This window comes from Ferdinandcohnia sp. QZ13 (assembly GCF_031324165.1).
Taxonomy (GTDB): Bacteria; Bacillota; Bacilli; order Bacillales; family Bacillaceae_L; genus Ferdinandcohnia.
Map to the genome: position 1 here is coordinate 1,538,743 of NZ_JAVIVW010000001.1, position 24,560 is coordinate 1,563,302.

Here is a 24,560-nt window from a genome sequence, read left to right on the forward strand (position 1 = left end):
ACCCAAGACAAACACCCTGGACAAAGTTTACATTACCTGCTCGTAGTCCTGAAAAGCTCTTTCTATTTTAGCTCGTCCCTCATTGATTCCTGGATGGAATTGAATAGCTGCATCTCTCCGAGTCGATTTTACCTTGTCCATTGCTTGGACCACTTTATCGCTTATGTCGGCAACGTCCTTCAATTTTCGCTTCGCGATAGAGAGTCCCGCGAGTGCACCTTGTGCTGCAGCAACTTTTGCACCTTCGATTCCTGTAATATTTCCAGCGACAAATAATCCTTCAATCGGAGTTTCCATTTGTTCATTATGAACAGGAACATGTCCACCAAGTTCTTCAATATATTGGAATGGGCAACCGATGACAGAAGCAAGTTCTGCAAGTGGATAAAGTCCACCAGCAATACAAACAAAATCAACATCAATGGTTTCTTCACTGCCTTGTATGCGATCCCCATGTGGTGTAAGATTGCATATCGTTACGGATTCCACTTGGTCAGTACCATTTATTTGAACGATTGCTTTACGTATGTGAATGGGCATTCCCCACATCTTCATACCATGTCTTGGATAAAATTTCACAGCTATATCGCGTACCCAAGCAGCTTTTGCAAATTTACTTCCAAAGCGAAGAAAGGCAGAAGGAGCAAGATGTGCTACACGGATTAATCCATCCATTACATGTTTCGGATTTCCAGCTTGCTTCGTAACCGAATTTACAGCGGGTAATACCATACTATGAAGATCAATTCCTGCTAATTGAAGTTCTCGTGCGATGGCTACTGACAAAACATTAATCCCCGCGATAATCCCTTTCTTTCCCACACGAACCCGCTGTACATTTGTCATAACTTGTGCTGCACCGATTGACATAACACCAGGTAGAGTCCACCCTGGTATTGGAGCAGGTGTTTCTGCGGCACCAGTTGCAAGTAGAAGGTTTGCTGCAATAAATCTACCTTTGTTTGTATGTACACAAAAGCCATTACTTATTTTTTCAATATGGTGAACGGAAATGCTACATCTAATATCAGTTCCCAATTCAGTAGCCCTTTGTAGCATTTTTTTTGCCTCTTCCAGTCCATTCCACCATTCTCCATTGGACTCTTGATAAAGTTGGCCAAGTAATCTGCCACCTGGTTTTGGGTATTCATCAATTACTAGAACGTGTAAATCCCATTCACGGCATGCGATAGCTGCTGACAAGCCTGCCGGACCCGCACCAATGACAATAGCATCATACATGTGTACCTTCCTCCTTATGACTTTGGCATTTTGTAGTGAACTCTGCATATGTTCGAGGCAATTCGTCTACACTTGTTGTTTTCGAAAATGGGAGCGGTTGTATTTTTCCGCTTTCGATAATCATATCTTCCTTTAACTCCGTCAAGCATGCGCGCACCCCTGACATTTCATTAACAGTCATACGACATTCAAAGCAATGGCCGATATTACAATAAATCCCACGTGGTGCCCCACTTTGTTCATGCACACGCAGAAGACGAATACCGTTCGCAAGAAGTGCCGATGCGATCGTATCTCCTTCATATCCTTGGAGAACTTTTTGATCATATGTAAAAGTGATTGGTTTTTTGTTTTCTAAATTACCTAAAACGGGATGCTCTATGATACGGTTTTGATTCATGATTGACCTCCTAATGCTGAAAGAGATACTGGTCGGACTGGTGGTTTAATATTTAATGGAATTTCATTACCAGGCTTTTCCCCTTTTATCTCATGTAAAACGGCATCGACTGCAGTTCGGCATACGCGACCACCGCAATACCCCATTCCGGCTCTCGTACGCAGTTTCACTTCACGGGCAGAGCATTCATACTTCATAACTGTATTGTTGATATCTTCTAAAGTCACTTCTTCACACCTGCAAATAATCAGGTTATTCATTGGCTTGAAATCCTCCTTTTTCCCAGTAGTGGTATGTTAGAAAATCATCTAGGGTTCGTTATCCAAATCCATAATCCCCTATAAAATAATCCGTAAAACAAGAATAAGCAGAAGAAAGGTAAGCGCTTTCTTCTACTCTATCATACTATGATTTAATTAAAATTAAACCCCTATATTTTTATGATCTTGATTGTCCCCAGCTAACGATAGGGATTTAATTGGTTCTCCGTCACTCCCCACATAAGTCCTACCCCAACCAGTTATTACAGAGAAGAACATAACAGCCAACAAAGCCCAACAATATATAATCCAAATCCCTAGTTGTCCGGTCGATAAGACAGGGACGATATCACCATAAACACTGTTAGCTTCAGCCGTTAATGAGACAACTAAAAATAAAGCAGGTGACCAAGGTAAAACAAAGCACAACGTATTTGCAAAAGCGTCTAGTATATTGGCAATTCGATATTTATGAATCTTATATTTATCTCCAATAGGCTTTGCGTAGGAAATTCCGATTGCAAGTATTGGCGGCGCATTAAGGCCCATCACAGAAGTCAAACCTAATGTAAGTCCTGCAATCGAAGCCTCCGCTCCCCTAACAGTGGATATAAACCTTTCTGCAATACTCATTAATGCTTTATCACCATTTCCTACTCTCATAATATTGACACATGCCATGATTAATAAAGCAAAAATACATATATCAACCATCCCGCCGATTCCATTTACAAACACTCCTTGTGCAGCCCCATCCTCAATATATATTAAATTTGAAAAGCTATTTAAATTAAATAGTTGGGCAATAATAATTCCCACAACCGTTCCAATTGTCGTTGCACTAATTAAATGCGCACCTTTAACTGCAAAGATAATGGTTATGATGGCAGGAATAAGCATCACTAAACCAATTGGGTTCATATGTTGACTTAATTGCTCGTAGGGGAGTGTTTCCTGTGCTGAACCACCTCCACCAAAAATAGCAAGTAGAATGATTGTGATAATACTTGCAGGAATTACATAACGAATCCTTGATTTCACTACACCACCTACATCTGCACCTTGACTTGCTGCAGACGAAATGGTTGTATCTGAAATAGGTGCAATATTGTCTCCAAAGGCAGCTCCACCTACAATGGCTCCTGCTAATACAATCGGATCGGCGCCTAATAGTATACCTGCGGGATATAAAACGGATATCCCCGCAATAATGGTTCCAAACGAGGTACCTGTTGCAGTTGCAAAAAGCGCACTGGCTACAAATGCTATAATTACAAATAATGTACCAGTAGCACCTACATGATAGGCAGCCCAAAGAATACCGTCTACTAATCCTGAGTCTTTTAATACTTGGGCAAATACTCCAGCAAAAATCCAACAAACGACTGGAATAACCGCTATCTTATCAGCCATCCCTTCAATAACTGCCTGAGAATATTTTTCTTTATCCTTACTTAAAAAATAGGTGACCATAATTCCAATTAAGGCTGCAGCCCACATGCCTCTTAGATCTGGCGCTTTAAGGACAGAAATTAAGATTGCTATAATTATAAATAGACCAAAAGGTATTAAGGAAACCAACCGACCACCATAAAATTGCACATTCGAAATTTCATTATTCATTTTTTTGCTCCCCCGATTTTTTATATAAATGATTCAAGTCTGTCTCTTCAAGATGTGAGCTCTACTCATATTTTAATTTGGAATAAACAGTGATATTGTCTTTATAGAGAAGCAGTCCCGCTTTTATGTGTAAGTTGGTATAATTCATCTTGGATTTTCTTCGTGATTTCACCTATTTCAATTGTTGTTTCATCGACTTTCTGGATGGGTATAATGCCTAAAAAGGTTACAGATAAAAATGCCTCATCTGCTTGTAATAAAAACTCCTTAGTAAAAGTCTTTTCAATCACTTCAATAGCATTTTTTTCACATATTTCTAGCACAGTTTGTCTAGTAATACCGTTTAAAATAAAGTTATCTGCCGGATGAGTGTACAGTTTATTCCCTTTTCTCACAAACACATTGGATGAACTACCTTCTGTTATCGTTTCACCTCTATGCAATATAGCTTCAAAACAATCGTTTTTAATGGCTGTTTCTTTTGCTAACACATTAGGTAACAAATTTAAACTCTTAATGTTGCACCTAAGCCATCTAATATCTTCTACGAGCATTGTTTTTACACCATTTGTATAAAAGTCTTCTGGTAATCTAGTTGTTTCTGTCGTAAACGCGATTAGTTTAGGTGATACCTCTATTTGCGGGAAGTGATGTGTTCTTGGTGCAACACCTCGGCTTATTTGTAAATAAATAAAGCCCGTACATAGCTGATTCTTTTCAATTAGTTCCAGTAACTTTTTATTTAATTCCTCTAATCCGTAAGGAATGTCTAGTTCAATCTGATCAGCACTGTACTGAAGTCTCGCTAAATGTTTCTCCAATTTAAAGGGTGCTCCATTATAGACCCCAATCACTTCATAAACGCCGTCGCCAAATACATAAGCTCTGTCTAAGAAATCAATTTTCACAATTTCCCTTAAAACAATCTGGTCATTATCCAGAACATAACTCATCCCATAACAACTCCTTCAATCAAATACTTTCATCCACTTTAAAAAATCCGTAATTAAACTATCGTCAATATCCAGAATATTAAAATTTTTCATTTTACACTTATACTATTTACTTAGAAGGCATAGAGACTATAAAAAAATTTAGGCATCCATTTCATATGTGCTGCTGGTAGAAAGTTTATTTTTTAGAATAAATACAACCAAAACAAGGATTAATATTGTAGATAATAGACCAATGATTACACTGTTAGTGAAGCCAAGAATCATGTAACCAAAAATAGATACAACTCCACAAATTAATGCATAAGGCAATTGCGACATGATGTGATCAATAGCGTGTACACCGCTTCCAATAGAAGAGAGAATAGATGTGTCTGACAACGGAGAGCTATGTTCACCAAATATACAACCTGCAAGAACAGCGCCGAATACTGGTATAACAAAGGTAGGGTCTATGATGGCAATGATCTCAGCACCGATAGGTAACATTAAAATTAAGGTACCAAATGTACTTCCCGTAGAAAAAGACATAATAGCTGCTAATACAAAGAAAATAACAGAGAACCATGAAATCGACGTTGAATCACTAAATAATGTTGCTAAATATGTCCCTACACCTAATTCCCCAATAATTTCAGCTGTAATAAGTGCTAGAAATAATATAAGTACACTTGGTAAAGTGGTTTTCAAACCTGAAAAGATTGCATTTGTAATATCCTTTGACTCTGTCTTCTTAAAAAATAATTTTATTAAAGAAACAAGACAAGCTAGTAAACTTCCATACACCAGACCAGTCGTAACATCCATGTTTGTTAAAATCCCACTACCTGTGATTGGCCCATCAATATTCGAGATACCGATCCAAAGGGCAATCGCGATCGTTGCAACAACAAGAGTTACCACAGGAAGCATTAAATCATTAACCTTCCCATCCTTTCTAGCTGGTAATTTATTATCACTTTGTCCTGGTACGACACCTCTTGAAGTATCAAATAATACTCCCTCTTCGAATGCACGCTTTTCGTCACGACGCATCTGTCCAAGATTAATTCCAAAATAAGCGACCATAAATGCCATTAGAAGACATGTAATTGCGTAATAATTGGACGGTATTGTTAGGACAAAAGCTTCAAAAGCTCCATAGCTACTTATCCCATTGTCGGATAATAACCCACCCATAATAGCAGCTACTGCGGCAGCCATACCTGATAATGGTATAATTAGGATAATAGGTGCAGAAGTTGAGTGAACTAAATACGATAATTTAGAGCGAGAAATTCGATAATTATCAGTGATTGGTCTTACAACGTTTCCACGAAGCAAACAACTACATGCATCATCGAAAAATATGACAAAGCCTAATAAAAGAGTAACCATTTTCGCCTGGACTTTCGTTTTGACTTTATTAATGGCCCATTCTGAAAAAGCTAGTATTCCACCTGAAAGATAGATAAGTGATGTCATCATTCCGATTAATAAAACAAAGATAAGTATTTTGCTATCTCCTAGAAGTACACCCTTCATAATCTCTAAAATAGTAACAACACTTGCAAAAACGTTCCACTGCTCAATGAGTATTGCACCTAAAAGGATACCTGTTCCCAACGATAAGAAAATTCTACGGGTGAATATAATCAAAGCGATTGTGATAACCGATGGTAGCAGAGAAATGATTGTTCCTTCCATAAATTAACCTCCGTTTCTGTACTTATAAAATTCACAAACTCTACTTTATTCACAATCTACATCTAGGAGCAATTTTATTCTGGCATCCCCCCTCACTCGAAAACGATTACATTCTATTGAACTTACAGTTTAAAAAAAGATATACAATCTTACAAATTTTACATTTAAAAAGAATGTGCGGAAACCCTCACTTATGTTAAGCCTATCCACACATTCTAGTTGTTTTTCTTCTTTGATGGAGTCAGTTCTCTTAATTATTCAAGCACATTCGTAAGAGTTCCTAGACTTTCTATAGAAATTGTGATTTCATCACCTGATTTTAACCAGACTTGTTCTTCTTCAGGATAACCAACAATAACCCCAGATGGAGTACCAGTGTAAATAAGGTCACCAGGCTTTAGTGTCATATATTGCGAAGCATAGCTTACAATCTCAGCACAATTAAAAACCATGTCCCTTGTATTCTCTGATTGGCGGGTAACGCCGTTTACTTTACATTCAACCTTCAAATTTTGCACATCCTCGATTTCGTCAGATGTAACAACATAAGGACCTACAGGGGCGTACTTATCACCTGTTTTTCCTAATAACCACTGACTCGTACGAAATTGAAAACTACGTTCGCTAAAATCATTTCCAACACTGTAGCCAAACACATAATCATGTGCCTCTTCCTCACTTACATTCTTCGCTGTTTTGCCTATCACAATTACTAGTTCCGCTTCATAATCGAATTTCTCCCCATTTTTTGGAAGCTCAATGATCTCTTGGTGTGCAGCAAGTGCATTATTAAATTTACTAAATAACACAGGAGAAGTAGGAATTGGCAGATTCGCCTCAGCTGCATGTTTTGCATAGTTTAAACCTACGCAAATAATCTTCTCAGGATTTGTAACAACTGGCGCATAAGTAAGATTGGATTCATCCAGGTATGAAACAGAAGCATTTTGTATAGCATCTTGAAGCTCTGCTAATCCTTCAGTTCCTTGAGAAATAACTTCTTCCATCGTAATAAGGCTGTCAAATACAGTGGTAGTATCAATGATCCCTTCTTCCGTTTTAATTCCTAAGCGAATTTCTCCATCTTGTTTAAAATTTAATAGTTTCATATTCTCTCTCCTTATCTGTAAATTTTTATAGCTTTCCAGCTACAAGGTTTTTATTTAAATATCATTAATATGTTTGTCGAAATCTTTCCCATATCGTTTCTCTAATTCTTCCTTAAATTCAAACGTCATTCGATTAACTAGAATGTCGTGGCGAATATAGTTGCTTGTGGTCATCACAGTGGATGGATGACTTGAGATTACAGCATGGGCACCGTCTCCTTCAATTAACGTTTTGAATATAATGGATTTTTCATTGTCAATAACTATACAAAGTTCGCCTGTATGACGGCGTAACGCATTATTAATTTGATAGTGGGTAAAATTTTTCCATGGTACTTTCAAATCTTCTTGATCGAATGTTAAAGTAACAATGTCAACATCTCGGTTAAACGCAGCAAGTAAAGGCTCCATCAGAATTTTTAATTCTTTCATCCAACCATTCAAAAGAATTTGGGTTTTGGAACTTTCTATTGCAGATTGGATCGCATCTATGGATGCTGAGTAACCATGTATCGTAAACAGCTCTGTCCAATTCGTATCACTTGTGGTGGAGATTTCTTCAAGAGCATTTTCTAGAAAGTTCACATTTTCTGAAAATGCTTTCTTTTTTTGTTCAAGTAAATCTTGATATGAGGTTGGTATGTATCCGATTTTATTTCCTTTATCTCCACCTGAAACACTACTAACAATTTCACGTTCCTGCATTTTTCTAAGTGTCTCATACACCTTTGGAGCAGGCACACCTGATAATGTAGCAATGATATTTCCGTTTGATGGGTGAGAACGCAAAAGGGCGATATAAACTTTTGCCTCGTACTCCGTAAATCCAAGTTCTTTTAAACTACTTACAATTTCATTAATTTTCAATCTATTCACTCCTTGAGTAGATTTTACTACCTCGGTAGTAATATTGTCAATATGTATTATTATTACTTTTAAAGTGTTCGAAAAGCCACTTTTGTAAGGATCTATTCCAACTTGATTTTTTCGCGCTTTAACAAAGATGACGCCCATCTCAGGAATTTGTCTTGATCAGACGTTTCTCCATTAACCAAGATAAAAAGTAAAAAATCCTCACTCACTGTGAGGATCATTGTTTATTCTTCATTTTGGGACGACGTAGCTGTCCCCTTGTCCCTGTTAATTAACCTCTTCTAAAACTTTTTTATATCCATGGTATTGATCGATATACTTATAATCCTTGTCTGTTCGATTTTCGAGAATCTTGTTTCGGAGCAAGGTTGTGATTGGGTTCGTGGTATGGATAATTTCTCCCCAGTTTCTCGCACTTGTTTGTACATAGGCAGTACGCGGTAAACGCTCTTTTTGATAGTCTAAAAAGGCTTGATGATAGTTATCACCGTGTTTTCTGACCATATCGGCTAGGTATCCTGCATCTTCTAATGCTTGACAAGCCCCTTGTGCCAAGTATTGAAGCATTGGATGGGCAGCATCCCCCATCAGGGTAATGTTGCCTTGCGTCCAGTTTTCAATTGGATTACGATCATACATTGGCCATCTTCTTTGTCTTGAAATATACGAAATCGCTGTCTTCACTCGGTCACATGTATCCTTAAAGACCTCGTCCATTTCTTCTGGAGTACCCCATTGGTCAGTATGTTCAATTTCTTTTCGATACTGGCTACTCTTAAACACAACGACCTGGTTGTATAGTTCTCCACGTCTTACCGGATATTGGACAACGTGCATGTTTGGTCCAATAAACATATACACGTCTTCTGGATCTCCTACATTTGCACTCGCGACTTCTTCCATAGGAATCGCTCCACGATACGCTACATATTCGGAGCAAATTGGCTCATCATCAACAAATAATTTACGTGTCTTCGACCAAATCCCATCCGCACCAATTACAGCAGAACCTGTAAAAGATTCCCCATCAGCCGTAAATACTTCTACAGCATCTCCATTATCAGCTGCCGTTTTGATTTCTTGATTTGTAAGAAGTTCTACCTTTGGATGTGCAATACATGCGTCAAGGAGAGCCTTTTGAAGGTCCGTCCTATGCAAGACAATGTAAGGTGCACCATATCTTTCACGATAGACTTGATCAATGTCAAGTGCAGATAATTCTTTACCTGTAAACGCATCCATTAATACCAAGCGTTTTGGAAAAACAGCATTTTCACTGATTTTGTCCATTACACCTAGCTTTTGTAATACATTCGTTGCATTTGCAGCAAGCTGAATGCCAGCCCCTACTTCCCCAAATTCCGGAGCTTGTTCTAATACCTTTACATATTTATTGGCTTGGGCAAGTCCAAGTGCTGTTGCTAAGCCACCTATTCCGCCACCAACGACGATTATTGGATTTTGTTTGCTGTTTGTCATATTTGTCCTCTCCTCTCAAGTGAAATAGCTAGGGAAACAACAAGGCGTTTCCCATCAATAACGTTCTATCTAAAATCCGGCTTAAATTCTCCTGTAACTGTTTGGTGCCCATTGTTTTTCTCATATTGTTCTTCTCTTTCCAATTCAAAGCGGTCCATAATTGGAAGATCATTAACTGAGAAGAGGTAAGAATCCTCCGCAGAAACATGTTCATACCATGCCCAGTTTGGAACAACGAAATAGTCGCCTGCTTTCCAATCAAAGCGGACACCATTAATAATCGTATATCCAGATCCTTTATACGCATGATAAATGGTTGAATGTGTATGACGAAGTGATTTTGTGTTGAATCCTTTTGGCAAGAACTGCATTCGTGTACCCATCGTTGGATTAGCCGATTTTCCAGTGGTTGGATTAATATAATCGACAGCAAAGCCATGGTTTGGATTTGGATCAAATTCCATTAACCCTTTTATTGCATCAACCGTCCGACTCCATTTATAGTTTGCGAGTGGTGCAACATCATATTTTTCATCGCCCACTGGACGTACCATTCCGCCTCTATATCGTTTCTCTGAGAAATTGTCAGGAACATTCGGCTGTTGTAAACCATCTGCATATGGTTCAAAGAATGTACCACCTAAATTGTAAATCGTCGGAATATCTAACGCATCCATCCATATCATACGTTTACTACCGAGATGACCGTGCCCATGCCATAGATTTTTTGGCGTGATTAGGAAGTCTCCTTCTTCCATAAAAATTCGTTCACCTTGAACAATCGTATAAGCACCTTCCCCTTCTGTAATAAAACGAAGCGCACTTTGTGTATGACGATGAGACGGTGCTTGTTCCCCAGGTAAAAGAAGCTGAACAGCAGCATATAAAGTTTGAGTCGTTGAAACATGTCCCCAAGGCTGGCGGTAGGTTAACCCAGGATTTTGAAAATAGATCGCTCGACGTTCCCCACCACGTTCTGGTGTAAAGATTTCTGCAGCTTCCATTAGCTTGTTTTCTAGCAATTCCCCTGTCCATAAGTAAGCTTGCGCATGAGGTTCTGGAGTTTTATTCATTACTTCGGGAATTGCTTCCCATAATGGTCCAAGATTGTACTGCTGAATATCTTTCGTAAAGTCCTTTACATCCTGATCCTTCAGATAACTTGCTTTTTCAGCCATATTAAACCTCTCCTCGATTCATTTTTATTTTGAACTTTTACTACTTAACTTGGATAGATTACGGTTAATTTGACCTTCGTGTTTGTTCACATGCTGGTCAATTAAATGTTCAATAATAAATGACAGCGGTTTCGTTCCGAAGTTTGGATTTACGCTTGTTGCTTCTGCCGAGAGCTGTTCTTCTGTTAAATTTTCAATTCCGGCCTGAACTGTTCGTTTAACCTTTTCAAGCTCCTTCACCATTTCGACTACAGAAATGGCCTCCACTGTTTCAGGCTTTACCGCTTCTAATCGTCCCTCATGAAGATGGTTTCTACCCCATTCTTTACCTGGCGTTTCAACTAGCAACTCAATTTCCTCTATCCAATAAGGTAATGCTTCAACAATATGGGCCATGATTTGCATAATCGACCATTCATCATTTGATGGCTGCCAACGAATGGCTTCTTCCGGTAAACCATTCACTGTTTCTACGATTCTATCAATCGATTCATTCACAGAAGTAATATTTTTTTGCGTCATGTTCTTACTCCTCCCTCGTTTTCCTTACTGTGTTTTCTAACACACCGACTTGCTCAATTTCGACGCGGACAACATCGCCGTCCTTTAACCAAATTTGAGGCTCCATTGCTTGAACGACACCACCAGGAGTTCCCGTAATCACAAGATCACCCGGCTCTAATGTTACTAATTGTGATAAAAAGGAGACTAGCCGTTTTACTGTAAAGACTTGGTTTGCTGTGTTTGTTCGTTGTCGCTCTTCCCCATTAACGGTTAAAACCATTTCCAAACGTTGTGGATCTTTGATTTCATCTGCCGTCACTAGCCATGGGCCAAGTGGTAAACTACCATCCACTGTTTTACCTTGAAGCCATTGAAGGGTGCGTCGTTGAATATCGCGATACGTCACATCATTTGCAACGGTATACCCTGCTACATAATCGAGAGCATCTTCTTCCGAAACATTTTTCGCACGCTTTCCGATTACAAATGCGAATTCCGCTTCATAATCCAGTTGTTCTGAAACCGGCTGGAATGGGATATCATCTTGTGGGCCAATAATGGTATTTGCAAACTTGGCAAACAAAACAGGATGTGTTGGAATTTGACGCCCCATCTCTAAAATATGTTCACGGTAGTTATGTCCAACCGCAAAGATTTTCCCAGGTCTATTCAATGGTGCCTCGATTTTAATGTCTTCCTTATTAAAAATCAGTTGATGTCTATATGTAGTGGGATTCTCTAATGCGTAGGTAACGGCTTTCTTTGCAATTTCAACGCTTTCTTTACCGCCTTGTAAAAACGCTTCCATTTCAGACGGAACATACGCCTCTGCAATTTCCTTAAAGCGATACTTTCCTTCACTTTGTAATTGTGCCTGATAAGCGTAATTTAGATCGATAACTTTATTGTCGTCTGTCAGTGCTCCGATTCTTGTAAAACCATTTGCCGTAAAAGTGATTAGTTTCATTGTATTCTCCCTTTTCATTGGAATTTTCGTTGTACGGATACTATCGAATAAACATTTCCACGCTATTTATATTGAAAAATATGCACCGTGTTTTACAGTAAAACCACCTACCTCAAAATTACTATTTCCACCATTGTGATAATCAGTTATACTATATATAATAATTATATGTCAGAATTTTTTATAAAGTCAATGTCTAAATTATTTAAATTAACTAATTTTACAGATAATTAAAGGGGAATAAAATATGGAAACAACAAAGAAAAGTAGAGACACCATCCAATCCTTAAGCATTGGAATTTCAATTTTAGATACAATAGCGAAAGCGAGGAGGCCGTTGAAGATTACCGAAATCCAAGCAGAGACAAACATCACGAAAAGCAATTTATATAAATACATCAATACCCTTGTCCAAGATGATCTAATTTTTCGCGATCAGAATAGCGGATTGTACCACTTAGGTTCAAAATTAATCCAGTACGGAATGACAGCTATGGGCAATCAAGACGTCCTCGCGATCATTTCGCCTTATTTACAATCGATCAGTGAACATACAAACAATACGGCATTATTTTCTGTACCAACCTTTAATGGACCTGTGATTGCAAAAATCACCCGCTCCAATCAAATCTTAAATATTGGTGCAGAGATTGGAACGTTACTTCCACCCTATTCTGCAGCCGGAAAGATTTTCAACCTTTTTGCCGAGCAGCAAAAGACAAAGAAATGGAAAGAAAATTACCAATCTACCATCATGGAAGATCTAGATGAGGCACAAATCATACGGAAGGAAAAAATCGCTTTTGCAAAGGAACCTTTGATCTCTGAAGTGTCTTCCGTCGCTCTACCCATTCTGAACTATCTAAATGAATTAATCGGAATCATTACACTTGTTGGTTTTTCATCCGATATACCAGGAACCATTGATGATCCACAGAGTAAATTCTTACAAAAAATGCGGGTAGAAATATCAAAGAATTTTTAAAAGGTAAGTAGACTGGCTTAATGAGTATTAGAGATTAGGTGATTTTGTTTACCGATGGAAAAACTTTTTCGAATCTCGAAGAAAATATTTGGCATATAGAACAGTTTCTATTATTATTAGTATTATCAAAAAAATCATAAAAAGAGCGACCCGAAAAAGTGGGAACTTTAGGTTTGAACGTATTTTTTTGAAAGTAATTGAAGTAAAGGAGAAATGTATATGAGCAACAAAATTAGACTAGGTATCGTAGGTTACGGTAATCTTGGAAAAGGCGCAATTAAAGCTATTAAACAATCTCCTGATATGGAATTAGTTGCAGTTTTTACTAGAAGAGACCCAGAAAGCTTAAACCTTGAGGATGCAAACGTAAAAGCTGAACATATTTCAAATGCAAGTGATTATCAAGGTAAAATTGATGTTATGCTACTTTGTGGTGGTTCTGCGACTGATCTACCTGAACAAACTCCACAATTCGCTAGCATGTTCAATACTGTAGATAGTTTTGATACACACGCAAAAATTCCTGAGTTTTACCAATCTGTAAATGAAGCTGCAAAAAATACAACAGCTATTATCTCAGTAGGTTGGGATCCAGGTCTATTCTCAATCAACCGTGTGATGGCGGATGCCATTTTACCAAATGGTGAAAATTATACCTTCTGGGGCAAAGGTCTAAGCCAAGGTCACTCTGATGCAATTAGACGTGTCGAAGGTGTTAAAAACGGTGTCCAATATACGATTCCGTCTGAGGATGCAATGGATAAAGTTCGCAGTGGTTCAAACCCAAAACTAACAACTGCTGAAAAACACCGTCGTGTGTGCTATGTGGTTGCAGAAGAAGGTGCAGACAAAGCTGCTATTGAAAATGAAATTAAAACAATGCCAAACTACTTTGCGGATTATGAGACAGAAGTGAACTTTATTTCTGAAGAAGAATTAAACCGAGACCACTCTAAAGCTCCACATGGTGGGTTTGTGATTCGCGGTGGACAAACAAGTGAAGGCACTAAACAAATTTACGAATTCTCTTTAAAACTAGATAGTAATCCAGAGTTTACTTCGGCTGTTTTGGTTGCATATGCAAGAGCTGCATACCGCTTAAGCCAAGAAAAGCAATTTGGTGCGAAAACAGTATTCGATGTAGCGCCAAGCTATATTTCTCCTAAATCACCTGAGCAATTACGTAAAGGTTACTTATAAGCAAACAAAAAAATCACTCACACATTTGTGAGTGATTTTTGAATTTTAGCTACTCATCACTACCTCTGTATCGTTTATATGGCAGTGGGTTCCAAATTCGGTATTGAAGATCTTCGGATCGAAGCGGTGCCGGAATATCATCAAAGATTTTCCTTGCCACTTCTAGTTCACGCTCCGCTTCTGACTTATCCTGGTACATAAATTCGTCTGAAGCTTGATCTAGTGCTTTATCTACTTTTTCTTCTAAATACTCAACCACCATCTCTTGTTGTCGATGAATGGATTCCCTTGCTGATGCCACCCAATCAGGCTGTGCGGAACGAAGGTTGTCTGAAACATAGCTGAACTCTTTGAAAATATCTTTATAAATCTTATCCGCATTTTCACGGGCATCCATGATAGCGCTCTCTAAATCTTCAATCGTAAGCTCCTCAACCTCAAGGGGCGTTCTACGTTTTGGACCACCAATTCCTGACCTCGTTAAATAATAAGGGAAAATACTTTTTATCGTTTTCCCGACTGGTGAGATCGCCATATGATTCTCATCTACACCCTTTGGCTGCACGCCCTGCATCGCAATTCGCGCTGATTCTGGTCTTACAATTTCCTTTGGAGGTAACACACCATAACGCAACAGCTCGCGAATCCCTGTCCCCGAAATATTAATCCGATATTGCTCATCATGTGGACATGTTTGTTCGGTTGCTTGTGCACTACAACGTGTACAATAAAACACTTCATGGAACAGACGAATATCAATTCCTAATTCATCTGGTGTAAATTCGTCAAAAATGGTATGGCTCGCATATTTGTCATAATAATCACCAATACCGGCGTGGTCTCGTCCGATTAGGGCATGTGTACATCCGTAGTTTTTCATAATCAATGCATGAAGGACAGCCTCACGTGGTCCCGCAAAAATATAAGTAACACGCAATGGTGCTAGAATCGTTCTTTCCTTTGGATAATATGTATCCAGCACACTGCGATAGGACAATACCCGGAACTCATGTCGAGTATATTCACGTTTTGCCATTTCTACCAGTGGCTGAACAAATAAACCTTCCAACTCTTCTAATGCATTTCGATGAATATACTCGTGTCCGCGGTGTAAAGGATTGGCCCCTGTAATAAATCCTCCAACCGACTTAAACTTCTTTGTCTCGTAAAATAGCTTCCAAGTATCCTTTGGCTCCATACGAATCTCTTCAAATGGTCCCCAGTGGGCTCGACGGAGCAATGTGATTGGTCCAGCTAAGGCTGTATCACCCATTCGACGATAGATTGAATCTACACCTGGGTGGTTTCGATCAGTTGTGCCGAACACATGATTTGCACGGAACTCACGATCATAGTGAAAAATATCCGTCAATTTAAGAATGGCGACAGGCACTCTTGTTTCATCAGCAAGAGCAACCTCATCCCCTACGGACAATGTCTTAATAATCTGCGCGTTCCGGTCACCTATAGGTGCAAAACTAAGAGGCACCGGCCAAACGACCCCATTTTTCAAGCGGCCTTTCGTCAACACAGACTTATAATCTTCCTCATCCATAAAGCCTTCGTTAGGAGACAATACCCCAGTTGCAATCATTTCAAGTGTTATGACAGCCTCCAAATCCACCATAATCATAGGTAACTGCTTGGCCCTTTCCATCGCTTCCTCCTGCTCTTTCCCGGCAAGAACACGATTCACCAATTTGCCACCATGTGGTTGCTGTGGATAACCTGCAAATGTTTTTTCATTCAATACATCTGTATATTGATTCATCATATCACCCTCCCCTTACCACATATATTCTATTGATATCCTTTATATCCTTCTTAAACTTAATATCTTTTTAGAAAATTCAGGTAATTATACATTAAACAACAAAAAATGACAAAGGATAAATCGACAAACATATTTTTCGATGTAAGCGTTATACTTCAGAATTAACTCTTGTTCCACAATAATTTTAAATTTATGATTATTATGTAATTGAATTCGCATAGGGGGATTGACATGGAGTTAAAGTACACAGGTAAAACAAAAGATGTCTATAAATTACCGGACGGAAATTACTTACTACAATTTAAAGACGATGTCACAGGCGTTGATGGCGTTTTTGATCCAGGTGCAAATACTGTTGGTTTAACCATTGAGGGTGCAGGACGTGCTGGATTAAAACTAACAAAATACTTTTTCGAACGGTTAAATGAAAAAGGGATTCCTACTCACTATATGGACGCTGATATCGAACTAGCAACCATGACAGTCAAACCGGCTGAAGTATTCGGTAAAGGGCTTGAAGTCATTTGCAGATACCGTGCTGTCGGTAGCTTTCTACGCCGATATGGCTTATATGCTGAAGAAGGACAAGCCTTGGATGCTTTTGTGGAAGTGACCTTAAAAGATGACGGTCGTGGAGATCCTCCAATCAGTGAAGACGCTTTGGACATGCTTGGCATCTTATCTAAAGAAGAATATCAAGTATTAAAAGAACTTACCCAACAAATTGCAGGGATCGTCAAGGATGAGCTTGCGAAGAAGGGTATAGAGCTATATGATATCAAATTCGAATTTGGACGTACTGGCGAGAACAGACAAATCTTCCTCATTGATGAAATCTCTGGCGGAAACATGCGCGCCTACAAAGACGGCGAATACGTGGAACCACTTGAATTAGAGAAAATGTTTTTATAATCGAAAAAAGAAGCTAATGCAATATGCTTGGCTTCTTTTATTATGTGGGACAGTGATTAACCTGGCCCGTTGCGTTGAAAAAGCTAAAAGAGGCATGGAATTGGATAAAACTAGGGGTTGCCGAATCTGTTAGGCTATGAAACCGACACTAAATTGGATAATATTAGGTAATTATAAACCTATTAGGCTATGAAACCGACATTCAACTGGATAATATTAGGTGATTATAAACCTATTAGGCTATGAAACCGACACCAAATTGGATAATATTAGGTAATTATAAACCTATTAAGCTATGAAACCGACATTCAACTGGATAATATTAGGTGATTATAAACCTATTAGGCTATAAAACCGACATTCAATTGGATAATATTAGGTAATTACAATCCTATTAGGCTATGGAACCGACATTCAATTGGATAATATTAGGAGTTACCAAACCTATTAAGAAATGAAACCGTCACTCAGTTGGATGATATTAGGCGACACCAAACCTATTTAGGTATGAAACCACATTAAGTTGGATAGAACCAGGAGATTGGGAACCTAAAATGAACCTGGCATCGACTAAATAAAACTAGAAGAAAGCTTACTAGTACCTATACTAGAAGCTCCGTTGAGAAAACTATAAATCACACTTATTTCTTCTCCTTTTCAACATAATAAGATCCCCTACCCAACAAAACTAAATCATAATTCTTAGATAGAATCTTTTGGATTGTCCTTTTAGATTTAATCACCTTACACCATGTATATATAACATCCAACGTTATTCGTTTTTCAGGAAAAAGAAAACTAAACTCCCCTACACTCCTTAAAATTGCTGACTCTTTGTCCTCAATAAATTTACATTTTTTACAAATCAAAGTATGTCTATTTGTATCTTCAAGATCTAGGCATCCACACCCGCGTCCACATGCAATCCCCTTCTCCAACTCCTCAAATGTGTATATAGGTAAGCGTGAATATGGATTTTCCGTAATATGCATTGAAGCTAACTTTTCCGCAAATCGAATATGATCCGCAGAAACCTTAGAAGCTGCTGTTATCTCTAACTTTTTTAAAAACCGACCAAGTTGCGCATGAAAAACAAATTGTGTTTTAACTGGTGCTTCATATAGAAAAAACTCCGGGTTTATAAATACAACCTGAGATTCAACTATACTATTAAATCTCAAATCTTGGAGGAGTTGTCTAAATAATGATTCACTACGAGAAATTTGGTTGAGAGGATTTTTGATTTCTTTTCCAGTAAACATGTACAAGCGATCATTTTTGAAGAAATAATCGCCTTCGTTATTTTTAATCTCAAAGATATAAATTTTCTTTTGTGTGATTAGCAGGGAGTCGATTTGGAATAAGGAGTTATTCACTTTAAGGAGAAGGTTGTTTAAAATGAGGCATTCATTTGGAAGACCTAAAAGCAATAGATCGAACTGTTTTTCGCCGAGCCACCCTTTTTCAAGGTAAGCAAAATTGTTTTCATCTTCTACTTCAAGTTTCTTGTGAACCCGTAATGAGTGAAAAAGCTCTAGTTCTATGTTTTCACCACGTGGTTTAATAATCAAACCATCACATCCTTTCAACATTATTTTACAAAACAATCAGTATTTTTACAATATTTTAGTCTAAAATTTGCCAATGAGTAATTGATATTGACTATCTTTTAATTATTCTTTGTTTCATATACTTTTTCCGGCTCTGCTCTGCCTCCGATAAGTGATGCTTCCCCCTACCAAGAGGCAGGCACAAAAATGGAAAAGTGTGGTATTAGTGTATGTCTCTTTTCTTAAAGTTGCCCCCCTTAACTTCTGCAACGTCATACACAACAACAAAGGCCTGTTTGTCAATTTCATAAATGATTTCTTTCATTTTACTGTCCTCTAAACGGTTAATAATACAAGTAATTTCTTTAAATTGCTCATTTGAATAACCGCCTTCAACAATATTGTATGTTGCACTTCGACCTAAACGATCACGTATCGTTTCTACCATTAATTCGGGTTGACTTGTTATAACTTTATAGGTTTTAGAACCACTTAAACCTTCCTCCACAGTATGAATCACCTTAGACGCTATAAAATAAGCAATGCCTGATAAGAAGGCCCCTTGTAGTCCAAAAACGGTTGAAACTACAATAAAAACAAATAAGTTTAAGAATAAAATCAGATCACTTGTTCCAAAAGGTAATCTCCGAGATAGTAATACGGCTAACATATCAATGCCATCTAATGCACCACCATTTCGTAATGCGACTCCCATACCGAATCCGATAATAATCCCACCAACAACGGTTACTAACAGTGTATCTCCTTGGATAATGGTTGGAATGTGGTGCATAATGCTTGTCCCATAAGCTAATGAAGCAATGCCGATAACAGAATAAATAGCAAAACTTTTCCCGATTTGTTTATATCCTAAAAATATGAAAGGGATATTTAGAACTGCAATTAAAACTCCTAGAGGTATTCCCATTAATTCTGAACCAACAATACTCAGACCAGTCACACCACCATCTGAGACGTTGTTTGGAATTAAGATTGCCTCCAGTCCATATGCTGTTATAAATGCCCCGATTATAACTGCTATTGCGCGTGTTACTTTTTTAAGTCCAGTCATTCTTCTTTGCTTGACCATTGTACTCATTTTTGAGTCCTCTTTCCCAACTAATCTCTTTTTTCATTTAACGTACATTATTTGTTATTTCTATAAATCATATACAATGCGTAATTCCCTGTTCAACAACATGACACAGTGTCACATCATGATGAAATATTATATGACAGCGTGTCATTTGTCAATCGAAATATGACATCGTGTCATACCAAAGAAAATATATTTATACCTTGCTTTTTCAAATAGAAAGGGTACATTTTTAACCATTTTCTCAATGCGATAATACTTTACCGTACCAAGGGTCAGACACCTGAATTATAGAATTTGATTACAAAACTATTATGCAGAAAGGGTTAGTCTTTCATATGCAAAAGCATCGTGAGACTAACCCTTGGACAATGACTAAGAACCATTTTTAGCCACGTTAGTTTAAAAACATCATCATAAATGGACCAAATAGCCTAGCAAGTAATAGTAGAACTAAACCAGTAAACATATATGTAACATATTTTTTCCGATCTACACCTACTCTTAGTTCCCACAACCCGATTGTAATGAAAAAAAAACTTATCATTAAAACGATTTCGGGTAGCATTATAAAAATATTCATCTAGTTATCCCCCTCTTTTTCCCCTCTCAATACACAATCCACATTAACATAATATTCCAGATACCTAAACGAATTTCCTGCTCAATCACACAAAAAAACGACTGCCTTGATCAGCAATCGTACCCATTAAAGAAATTGATATACTTAACCTTACTCAGTAAATTCCCAGGCTGGATTCCAAACTACTTCCCACAAATGTCTGTCTGGGTCTTGGAAGTATCCAGAGTATCCTCCCCAAAAGGTATCGTGTGCTGGAACTGTAATAGTTGCACCAGCCTTCCTTGCCTGTTCCATTACCGTATCAACCTCTGCTTTACTCCCCACGTTATGACCAATCGTGAATTCAGTTGGACTTTTTGGAGTCTGTTCTATACTTGTATCATGAGCTATATCCTTACGATTCCAAATGGCAAGTTTCAATCCTGATTGTAAATCGAAAAATGCAACAGCACCGTGCTCAAATTCCTGACCGACTATTCCTTTTGTTGGTAGTCCAAGTCCTTCCTTGTAGAACTTCAATGATCTTTCCAAATCATCTACACCCAATGTAATAACTGAAATTCGTGGTTTCATCTCATATCTCCTAATTATTTTATTCGTAAAATTAATAAGATCGGCTATCAAAACATTAAATCAAAAACCAAATACCTACACCCACCACCAAAAATATAGTTCCAAAAATGAATAACGTAATTCTTAAAGCTATAGTATGATGAGTCCGAAATGTTATTTTATATAGTTTGTGAAGCCCCATTAAAATCCATCCAACGATTAAAAAAAAGCCTGTTGCATCTGGACTTTCATTGGTTTCCTCGTAAAACCCTTCTGCTTTCTTAGAAAACGAAAAGTAGAAAGCCATAATACTTAATACTCCCGTGATTACCGTTACGCCTAATAAAGTCATAATGTCCATACTCAATACCCCGCTGTAAAATAAATATACTTTTCATTTTTTCTTTATCTAGTAACCTAGCTTTGTTTTGAAACGGCAGACACTATAAATTTTTTCATCTATTCTGTACCAACATATATAAATTCATCTTTCTTACCAAAACGAAAATGGATATCATACTTTGTTTCACTTCCATATTGGTTGTAACCATAAAGAAAATAACCGACCTCAGTAAAATCATTTTGTGGATTATAAAAGCTAAAATACATGGGTAATCCGGCAAGTTCGGTTGGAAAGTATTGTTCGATTGGAGCATCAGCAAGTTCATCAAAATAAATTTTGCCATTAATAACTTCAAGTTCAACATCGAAATCACTTCTTATTTTGTCGAATTCGTTATTCGCTATATAGTTCATAATGTTTCTTGCTTTATGGTCAAAGATTTGTAATTTCTCTCGGTTCTTCTTTTCTTGCTCCAATTCGTAATTAACAAGGATCAGTTCATCTTTTAACATATTTATCTCTACATTTTTCTTTTCAATCTGAGTTTCGTATTCCAAAGTTAAAGATTTCTTGTCATATTTATCATCAGAGCATGCCGATATGAAACTTACCATCAATACAATTCCTGGATTAAGGATAGACCGTTTCATTTTATCAACCCCAACTATATCATTTCCCCTTATACCCTCTTAGTAGTAACTTCAACACTAATAAGTGATAATCCTTCCTGGAACCTGATATAGACAAATATCCTAAGAAAATAGCTCCCTATTAATTGATAAATCTTGAAAAAAGGTTTCGTTTATACCTCAATTCCATTAGAGGTATGTTATTATAAAAAGTAAAATATACCCATTTTTTCAATGTTTTTACGAATATATAATGGAAGGTATGGTTGCATGTTAAAAAAGCTTTTCGCCAAGAAGAAACCTTCAGAAGATGAATACCGACTAATTTACGATTTATTTTATGACCGTGTCTACCACGATGCTTATTTTATTACTCGGGATCCATATTTAGCTCAGGACGTTGTTCAAGATACTTTTATGAAAGCATTTAGAGATTTAGATAGTTTAAGAGATCGATCAAAAATGGGTGCTTGGTTATCTACCATTGCATCCAGAACAGCTATAGACTTAATTCGCAAACAAAAAGTATGGAACGGAATCCCTACAGAAGACGTCTATTTAGAAAAGGATAAAAATAACCATTCAAATCCCGTTGAAATGGAAGTTGAAGTTAAGCTTATGTTAAAAGAAGTAGGTGAAGTTCTTTCTGAGATTAGTGTAGAGCATAGAGAGATTCTGCTATTAAAATACATCCATGAATTAAAAGAGAAGGAAATAGCAGAGTTACTTAATCTTAAAGAAGGTACGGTGAAATCTAGAATATTTCGCGCTAAAAAAGAGCTGAGAAATTTATTAATAGGTAAGAATTTTACCCAACATAGGGATGGTGAAGTATTATGAAAAACCACGCTTCTCTAAAGCACGATGTTCTTAGGGATTCAATGAAATCCGAATATAAAAATGCACCTTTATCGCCTTCTTCGAAAGAGGAAACATGGTTAAACATACAGCAGGGATTAAAAGAAAATAAAAAGAAAAAGGTGATTTTTAAACCTGGCCTAGTTGCTGCCTCCATCTTAATAGCATTTATTATTGGAACATTAGCTTTGGATAATAGTCAAGGTGATGCCTTTGGTTGGATTACGAAATATTTTCAACAAGATAATGGGACTATTACCCAAATAGGAGATTCAATTAGTACAGGAGAGTCAAATAGTCTCCCACTCCCTTCTACTGATTCTTTACAAGAAATAGGTACTATAACGAAAGAAGAGGTCATGAGTTTATCTGAAGCACAAAAAGTTGCCAAATTCCACATATTAACCCCCACTTTTTTACCTGATGGATACGAACTTTTAGATGTCAATGTTGTTTATGGGGAGAATGAAACGAGTAATGATATTATAATAAATTACAGCAACCAGCTCATGATTCAACAAATTGGAGGAGCTGAGAACATGGGGAATACTTTACTAATTGATAATGAAGATACCAAGGTAGAAACGATTACAATTAAAGGCGAAAAAGCCACCCTTTTAACATTTAAGGATCATACAAGTAGGCTAATCTTTAATCAATTGAAGACCAGAGTAATAATTAGCGGAAGTCTACCCGGAGAAGAGTTAATCTCGATAGCCGAATCTATGAAATAAGAAAAAGCTAACTTTAATAGTCACATGGAACTATTAGAGTTAGCTTTTATTATTCTATATTAAAAATAATAAATTGAGCTTGAAACACTACTAAATGTTTCCGTTTTACTACCCATTGTAACCTTATGCACTCCCCTAGTACGATAATAATATCCCTTTGGGGCAATATATTCTACAAAATTATACAAATAATTGGTACCATATTTCACAAATTCTTTTCCACCACTATAATCAACCCATCTCGATCTTGAGGAATCCCACACTTGCAAATACAATGTTGTTGTAATTTTATCAGCATTCATGTAGCTATCGGTATGTCCGGAAATTTTAAGTGAACTCCCGTTATTATAAATGGACACTTGTGCTGATTTGATATAGTCTGTTGCTTGTATGATTATTTCTCCTGCTGCACCATCATTAGGGACTAATGGTTCACTGATAGGCGGTACCTTCGGCATATGTTCAAGCTCTTGTAGATTGGTTTTATCAAAGGCTATAACTCCTCCTTCTGCCCGCGCCCTATCAACGTTCAAAAGAAAGACAATCGTAAAAATAAAAAGGAATGTTAACAAGTACAACCATTTTTTCATAGTTCTATTTACTCCTTTATTATGTTATATAATAAAGGCGTATCAGAATCTAAAAATGTTCCTTAAAACTATGAATTTATTAAATCACATTTACTTTCCTGTAAACCCATACTCAACCACCGTTTTTTAAAAAAATAAATTTGGGGCTTTATAATTAAATGTCTCATTGTAATGTGATTACGTTCTTTCATGGTAGTTTAAAAAGATTATTGGTTTGCTTTCTTGCTTCTTACAACAAAAACAGCCCCTAAAATAAATCCAATCCCCAGAATATGCATAATAAAGTTACCTGTCTTGCCAAAGCTATCTACTGTTAATCCAATTAAAAAACTCCCAAACAAAATAAGTAAAACAGCAAAAAATAACCTCAATTTTTTTCAACCTCCCAGCCGATTATCTTCGTAACAATTTAATATTTGTACAAACGTAATATAGCGAGATTGAAGAAATTGTATCCTCTTTTCCCTAAGCTCTCGAAAA

At 37.3% G+C, this 24,560-nt stretch carries 25 protein-coding genes and 1 pseudogene; 5 read left to right on the plus strand and 21 right to left on the minus strand.

Going from position 1 to position 24,560, the window contains the following annotated elements:
* Nucleotides 1-27 precede the first annotated feature (27 nt).
* From RGU12_RS07405 to RGU12_RS07460, 12 genes and pseudogenes are all read right to left on the minus strand, one after another.
* Nucleotides 28-1,242: an NAD(P)/FAD-dependent oxidoreductase gene (locus tag RGU12_RS07405; protein WP_309535496.1), complete on the minus strand. Its 1,215-nt coding sequence runs from the start codon at nt 1,240-1,242 to the stop codon at nt 28-30.
* A gap of 94 nt (nt 1,243-1,336) precedes the next feature.
* Nucleotides 1,337-1,642, minus strand: a pseudogene (locus tag RGU12_RS07410) ((2Fe-2S)-binding protein); the annotation flags it as partial.
* Complete coding sequence (locus tag RGU12_RS07415) at nt 1,639-1,902, minus strand: (2Fe-2S)-binding protein (protein WP_309535497.1); 264 nt, start codon at nt 1,900-1,902, stop codon at nt 1,639-1,641. The pseudogene RGU12_RS07410 and the gene RGU12_RS07415, both read right to left, overlap by 4 nt.
* Before the next feature lie 162 nt (nt 1,903-2,064).
* Entirely contained in the window at nt 2,065-3,525 is a 1,461-nt protein-coding gene (locus RGU12_RS07420) for a Na+/H+ antiporter NhaC family protein (protein WP_309535498.1), read from the minus strand.
* 101 nt (nt 3,526-3,626) lie between these two features.
* Nucleotides 3,627-4,478, minus strand: a complete 852-nt coding sequence (gene dat / locus RGU12_RS07425; protein ID WP_309535499.1) for a D-amino-acid transaminase — start codon at nt 4,476-4,478, stop codon at nt 3,627-3,629.
* A gap of 141 nt (nt 4,479-4,619) precedes the next feature.
* Nucleotides 4,620-6,164, minus strand: coding sequence for a Na+/H+ antiporter NhaC family protein (locus tag RGU12_RS07430; protein WP_309535500.1), 1,545 nt, complete (start codon nt 6,162-6,164; stop codon nt 4,620-4,622).
* 254 nt (nt 6,165-6,418) lie between these two features.
* Entirely contained in the window at nt 6,419-7,273 is an 855-nt protein-coding gene (locus RGU12_RS07435; protein ID WP_309535501.1) for a fumarylacetoacetate hydrolase family protein, read from the minus strand.
* A gap of 54 nt (nt 7,274-7,327) precedes the next feature.
* Nucleotides 7,328-8,140: a TrmB family transcriptional regulator gene (locus tag RGU12_RS07440; RefSeq protein WP_309535502.1), complete on the minus strand. Its 813-nt coding sequence runs from the start codon at nt 8,138-8,140 to the stop codon at nt 7,328-7,330.
* Between the two features lie 273 nt (nt 8,141-8,413).
* Nucleotides 8,414-9,625, minus strand: coding sequence for an FAD-dependent monooxygenase (locus RGU12_RS07445; RefSeq protein WP_309535503.1), 1,212 nt, complete (start codon nt 9,623-9,625; stop codon nt 8,414-8,416).
* Nucleotides 9,626-9,690: 65 nt separating this feature from the next.
* Nucleotides 9,691-10,803, minus strand: coding sequence for a cupin domain-containing protein (locus tag RGU12_RS07450; protein ID WP_309535504.1), 1,113 nt, complete (start codon nt 10,801-10,803; stop codon nt 9,691-9,693).
* 24 nt (nt 10,804-10,827) lie between these two features.
* Nucleotides 10,828-11,325 (minus strand): DinB family protein, encoded by a 498-nt coding sequence (locus tag RGU12_RS07455; protein WP_309535505.1) that lies wholly within the window; start codon nt 11,323-11,325, stop codon nt 10,828-10,830.
* A 4-nt stretch (nt 11,326-11,329) separates the two neighbouring features.
* Entirely contained in the window at nt 11,330-12,274 is a 945-nt protein-coding gene (locus RGU12_RS07460) for a fumarylacetoacetate hydrolase family protein (protein WP_309535506.1), read from the minus strand.
* A gap of 247 nt (nt 12,275-12,521) precedes the next feature.
* Here RGU12_RS07460 and RGU12_RS07465 point away from each other — a divergent pair, with 247 nt between their 5' ends.
* Both RGU12_RS07465 and RGU12_RS07470 read left to right on the plus strand, forming a co-directional pair.
* The gene (locus RGU12_RS07465) at nt 12,522-13,259 is read left to right on the plus strand and encodes an IclR family transcriptional regulator (RefSeq protein ID WP_309535507.1); all 738 of its coding nucleotides are present in this window, start codon (nt 12,522-12,524) and stop codon (nt 13,257-13,259) included.
* 219 nt (nt 13,260-13,478) lie between these two features.
* Nucleotides 13,479-14,459 carry a diaminopimelate dehydrogenase gene (locus RGU12_RS07470; RefSeq protein WP_309535508.1) on the plus strand — a complete coding sequence of 327 codons (981 nt, stop codon included), beginning with the start codon at nt 13,479-13,481 and terminating at the stop codon, nt 14,457-14,459.
* Nucleotides 14,460-14,508: 49 nt separating this feature from the next.
* Here the strand turns inward: RGU12_RS07470 and RGU12_RS07475 are convergent, their stop codons facing one another.
* A complete protein-coding gene (locus RGU12_RS07475; RefSeq protein ID WP_309535509.1) occupies nt 14,509-16,230 on the minus strand; it encodes a sulfate adenylyltransferase in 1,722 nt (573 codons plus the stop codon).
* A 234-nt stretch (nt 16,231-16,464) separates the two neighbouring features.
* Between RGU12_RS07475 and RGU12_RS07480 the strand changes: the two genes are divergently transcribed.
* Complete coding sequence (locus RGU12_RS07480) at nt 16,465-17,145, plus strand: phosphoribosylaminoimidazolesuccinocarboxamide synthase (RefSeq protein ID WP_309535510.1); 681 nt, start codon at nt 16,465-16,467, stop codon at nt 17,143-17,145.
* A gap of 641 nt (nt 17,146-17,786) precedes the next feature.
* Here RGU12_RS07480 and RGU12_RS07485 read toward each other — a convergent pair.
* The 6 genes from RGU12_RS07485 to RGU12_RS07510 form a co-directional block, all read right to left on the minus strand.
* Entirely contained in the window at nt 17,787-18,716 is a 930-nt protein-coding gene (locus RGU12_RS07485) for a nuclease-related domain-containing protein (protein ID WP_309535511.1), read from the minus strand.
* 202 nt (nt 18,717-18,918) lie between these two features.
* Entirely contained in the window at nt 18,919-19,794 is an 876-nt protein-coding gene (locus RGU12_RS07490; RefSeq protein ID WP_309535512.1) for a YitT family protein, read from the minus strand.
* Nucleotides 19,795-20,188: 394 nt separating this feature from the next.
* Nucleotides 20,189-20,374: a hypothetical protein gene (locus tag RGU12_RS07495; RefSeq protein WP_309535513.1), complete on the minus strand. Its 186-nt coding sequence runs from the start codon at nt 20,372-20,374 to the stop codon at nt 20,189-20,191.
* 150 nt (nt 20,375-20,524) lie between these two features.
* Complete coding sequence (locus RGU12_RS07500; protein ID WP_309535514.1) at nt 20,525-20,947, minus strand: VOC family protein; 423 nt, start codon at nt 20,945-20,947, stop codon at nt 20,525-20,527.
* A 55-nt stretch (nt 20,948-21,002) separates the two neighbouring features.
* Nucleotides 21,003-21,287 (minus strand): hypothetical protein, encoded by a 285-nt coding sequence (locus RGU12_RS07505; protein WP_309535515.1) that lies wholly within the window; start codon nt 21,285-21,287, stop codon nt 21,003-21,005.
* Nucleotides 21,288-21,385: 98 nt separating this feature from the next.
* A complete protein-coding gene (locus tag RGU12_RS07510) occupies nt 21,386-21,919 on the minus strand; it encodes a hypothetical protein (protein ID WP_309535516.1) in 534 nt (177 codons plus the stop codon).
* Nucleotides 21,920-22,168: 249 nt separating this feature from the next.
* Between RGU12_RS07510 and RGU12_RS07515 the strand changes: the two genes are divergently transcribed.
* Both RGU12_RS07515 and RGU12_RS07520 read left to right on the plus strand, forming a co-directional pair.
* The gene (locus tag RGU12_RS07515) at nt 22,169-22,738 is read left to right on the plus strand and encodes an RNA polymerase sigma factor (protein ID WP_309535517.1); all 570 of its coding nucleotides are present in this window, start codon (nt 22,169-22,171) and stop codon (nt 22,736-22,738) included.
* Nucleotides 22,735-23,490 carry a DUF4367 domain-containing protein gene (locus RGU12_RS07520; RefSeq protein WP_309535518.1) on the plus strand — a complete coding sequence of 252 codons (756 nt, stop codon included), beginning with the start codon at nt 22,735-22,737 and terminating at the stop codon, nt 23,488-23,490. Before RGU12_RS07515 ends, RGU12_RS07520 begins: the two co-directional genes overlap by 4 nt.
* Nucleotides 23,491-23,549: 59 nt before the next feature.
* Here the strand turns inward: RGU12_RS07520 and RGU12_RS07525 are convergent, their stop codons facing one another.
* Nucleotides 23,550-24,080 (minus strand): hypothetical protein, encoded by a 531-nt coding sequence (locus RGU12_RS07525; RefSeq protein ID WP_309535519.1) that lies wholly within the window; start codon nt 24,078-24,080, stop codon nt 23,550-23,552.
* A gap of 206 nt (nt 24,081-24,286) precedes the next feature.
* Nucleotides 24,287-24,451 (minus strand): serine kinase, encoded by a 165-nt coding sequence (locus RGU12_RS07530; RefSeq protein WP_309535520.1) that lies wholly within the window; start codon nt 24,449-24,451, stop codon nt 24,287-24,289.
* Between the last annotated feature and the right edge of the window lie 109 nt (nt 24,452-24,560).

Coding starts and splice junctions, on each gene's coding strand:
- RGU12_RS07510 (WP_309535516.1), bottom strand. CDS start 21,919: ATGAAACGGTCTATCCTTAATCCAGGAATTGTATTGATGGTAAGTTTC.
- RGU12_RS07415 (WP_309535497.1), bottom strand. CDS start 1,902: ATGAATAACCTGATTATTTGCAGGTGTGAAGAAGTGACTTTAGAAGAT.
- RGU12_RS07465 (WP_309535507.1), top strand. CDS start 12,522: ATGGAAACAACAAAGAAAAGTAGAGACACCATCCAATCCTTAAGCATT.
- RGU12_RS07435 (WP_309535501.1), bottom strand. CDS start 7,273: ATGAAACTATTAAATTTTAAACAAGATGGAGAAATTCGCTTAGGAATT.
- RGU12_RS07495 (WP_309535513.1), bottom strand. CDS start 20,374: ATGAATATTTTTATAATGCTACCCGAAATCGTTTTAATGATAAGTTTT.
- RGU12_RS07500 (WP_309535514.1), bottom strand. CDS start 20,947: ATGAAACCACGAATTTCAGTTATTACATTGGGTGTAGATGATTTGGAA.
- RGU12_RS07420 (WP_309535498.1), bottom strand. CDS start 3,525: ATGAATAATGAAATTTCGAATGTGCAATTTTATGGTGGTCGGTTGGTT.
- RGU12_RS07455 (WP_309535505.1), bottom strand. CDS start 11,325: ATGACGCAAAAAAATATTACTTCTGTGAATGAATCGATTGATAGAATC.
- RGU12_RS07445 (WP_309535503.1), bottom strand. CDS start 9,625: ATGACAAACAGCAAACAAAATCCAATAATCGTCGTTGGTGGCGGAATA.
- RGU12_RS07480 (WP_309535510.1), top strand. CDS start 16,465: ATGGAGTTAAAGTACACAGGTAAAACAAAAGATGTCTATAAATTACCG.
- RGU12_RS07505 (WP_309535515.1), bottom strand. CDS start 21,287: ATGGACATTATGACTTTATTAGGCGTAACGGTAATCACGGGAGTATTA.
- RGU12_RS07515 (WP_309535517.1), top strand. CDS start 22,169: ATGTTAAAAAAGCTTTTCGCCAAGAAGAAACCTTCAGAAGATGAATAC.
- dat (WP_309535499.1), bottom strand. CDS start 4,478: ATGAGTTATGTTCTGGATAATGACCAGATTGTTTTAAGGGAAATTGTG.
- RGU12_RS07475 (WP_309535509.1), bottom strand. CDS start 16,230: ATGAATCAATATACAGATGTATTGAATGAAAAAACATTTGCAGGTTAT.
- RGU12_RS07525 (WP_309535519.1), bottom strand. CDS start 24,080: ATGAAAAAATGGTTGTACTTGTTAACATTCCTTTTTATTTTTACGATT.
- RGU12_RS07460 (WP_309535506.1), bottom strand. CDS start 12,274: ATGAAACTAATCACTTTTACGGCAAATGGTTTTACAAGAATCGGAGCA.
- RGU12_RS07430 (WP_309535500.1), bottom strand. CDS start 6,164: ATGGAAGGAACAATCATTTCTCTGCTACCATCGGTTATCACAATCGCT.
- RGU12_RS07490 (WP_309535512.1), bottom strand. CDS start 19,794: ATGAGTACAATGGTCAAGCAAAGAAGAATGACTGGACTTAAAAAAGTA.
- RGU12_RS07470 (WP_309535508.1), top strand. CDS start 13,479: ATGAGCAACAAAATTAGACTAGGTATCGTAGGTTACGGTAATCTTGGA.
- RGU12_RS07405 (WP_309535496.1), bottom strand. CDS start 1,242: ATGTATGATGCTATTGTCATTGGTGCGGGTCCGGCAGGCTTGTCAGCA.
- RGU12_RS07450 (WP_309535504.1), bottom strand. CDS start 10,803: ATGGCTGAAAAAGCAAGTTATCTGAAGGATCAGGATGTAAAGGACTTT.
- RGU12_RS07520 (WP_309535518.1), top strand. CDS start 22,735: ATGAAAAACCACGCTTCTCTAAAGCACGATGTTCTTAGGGATTCAATG.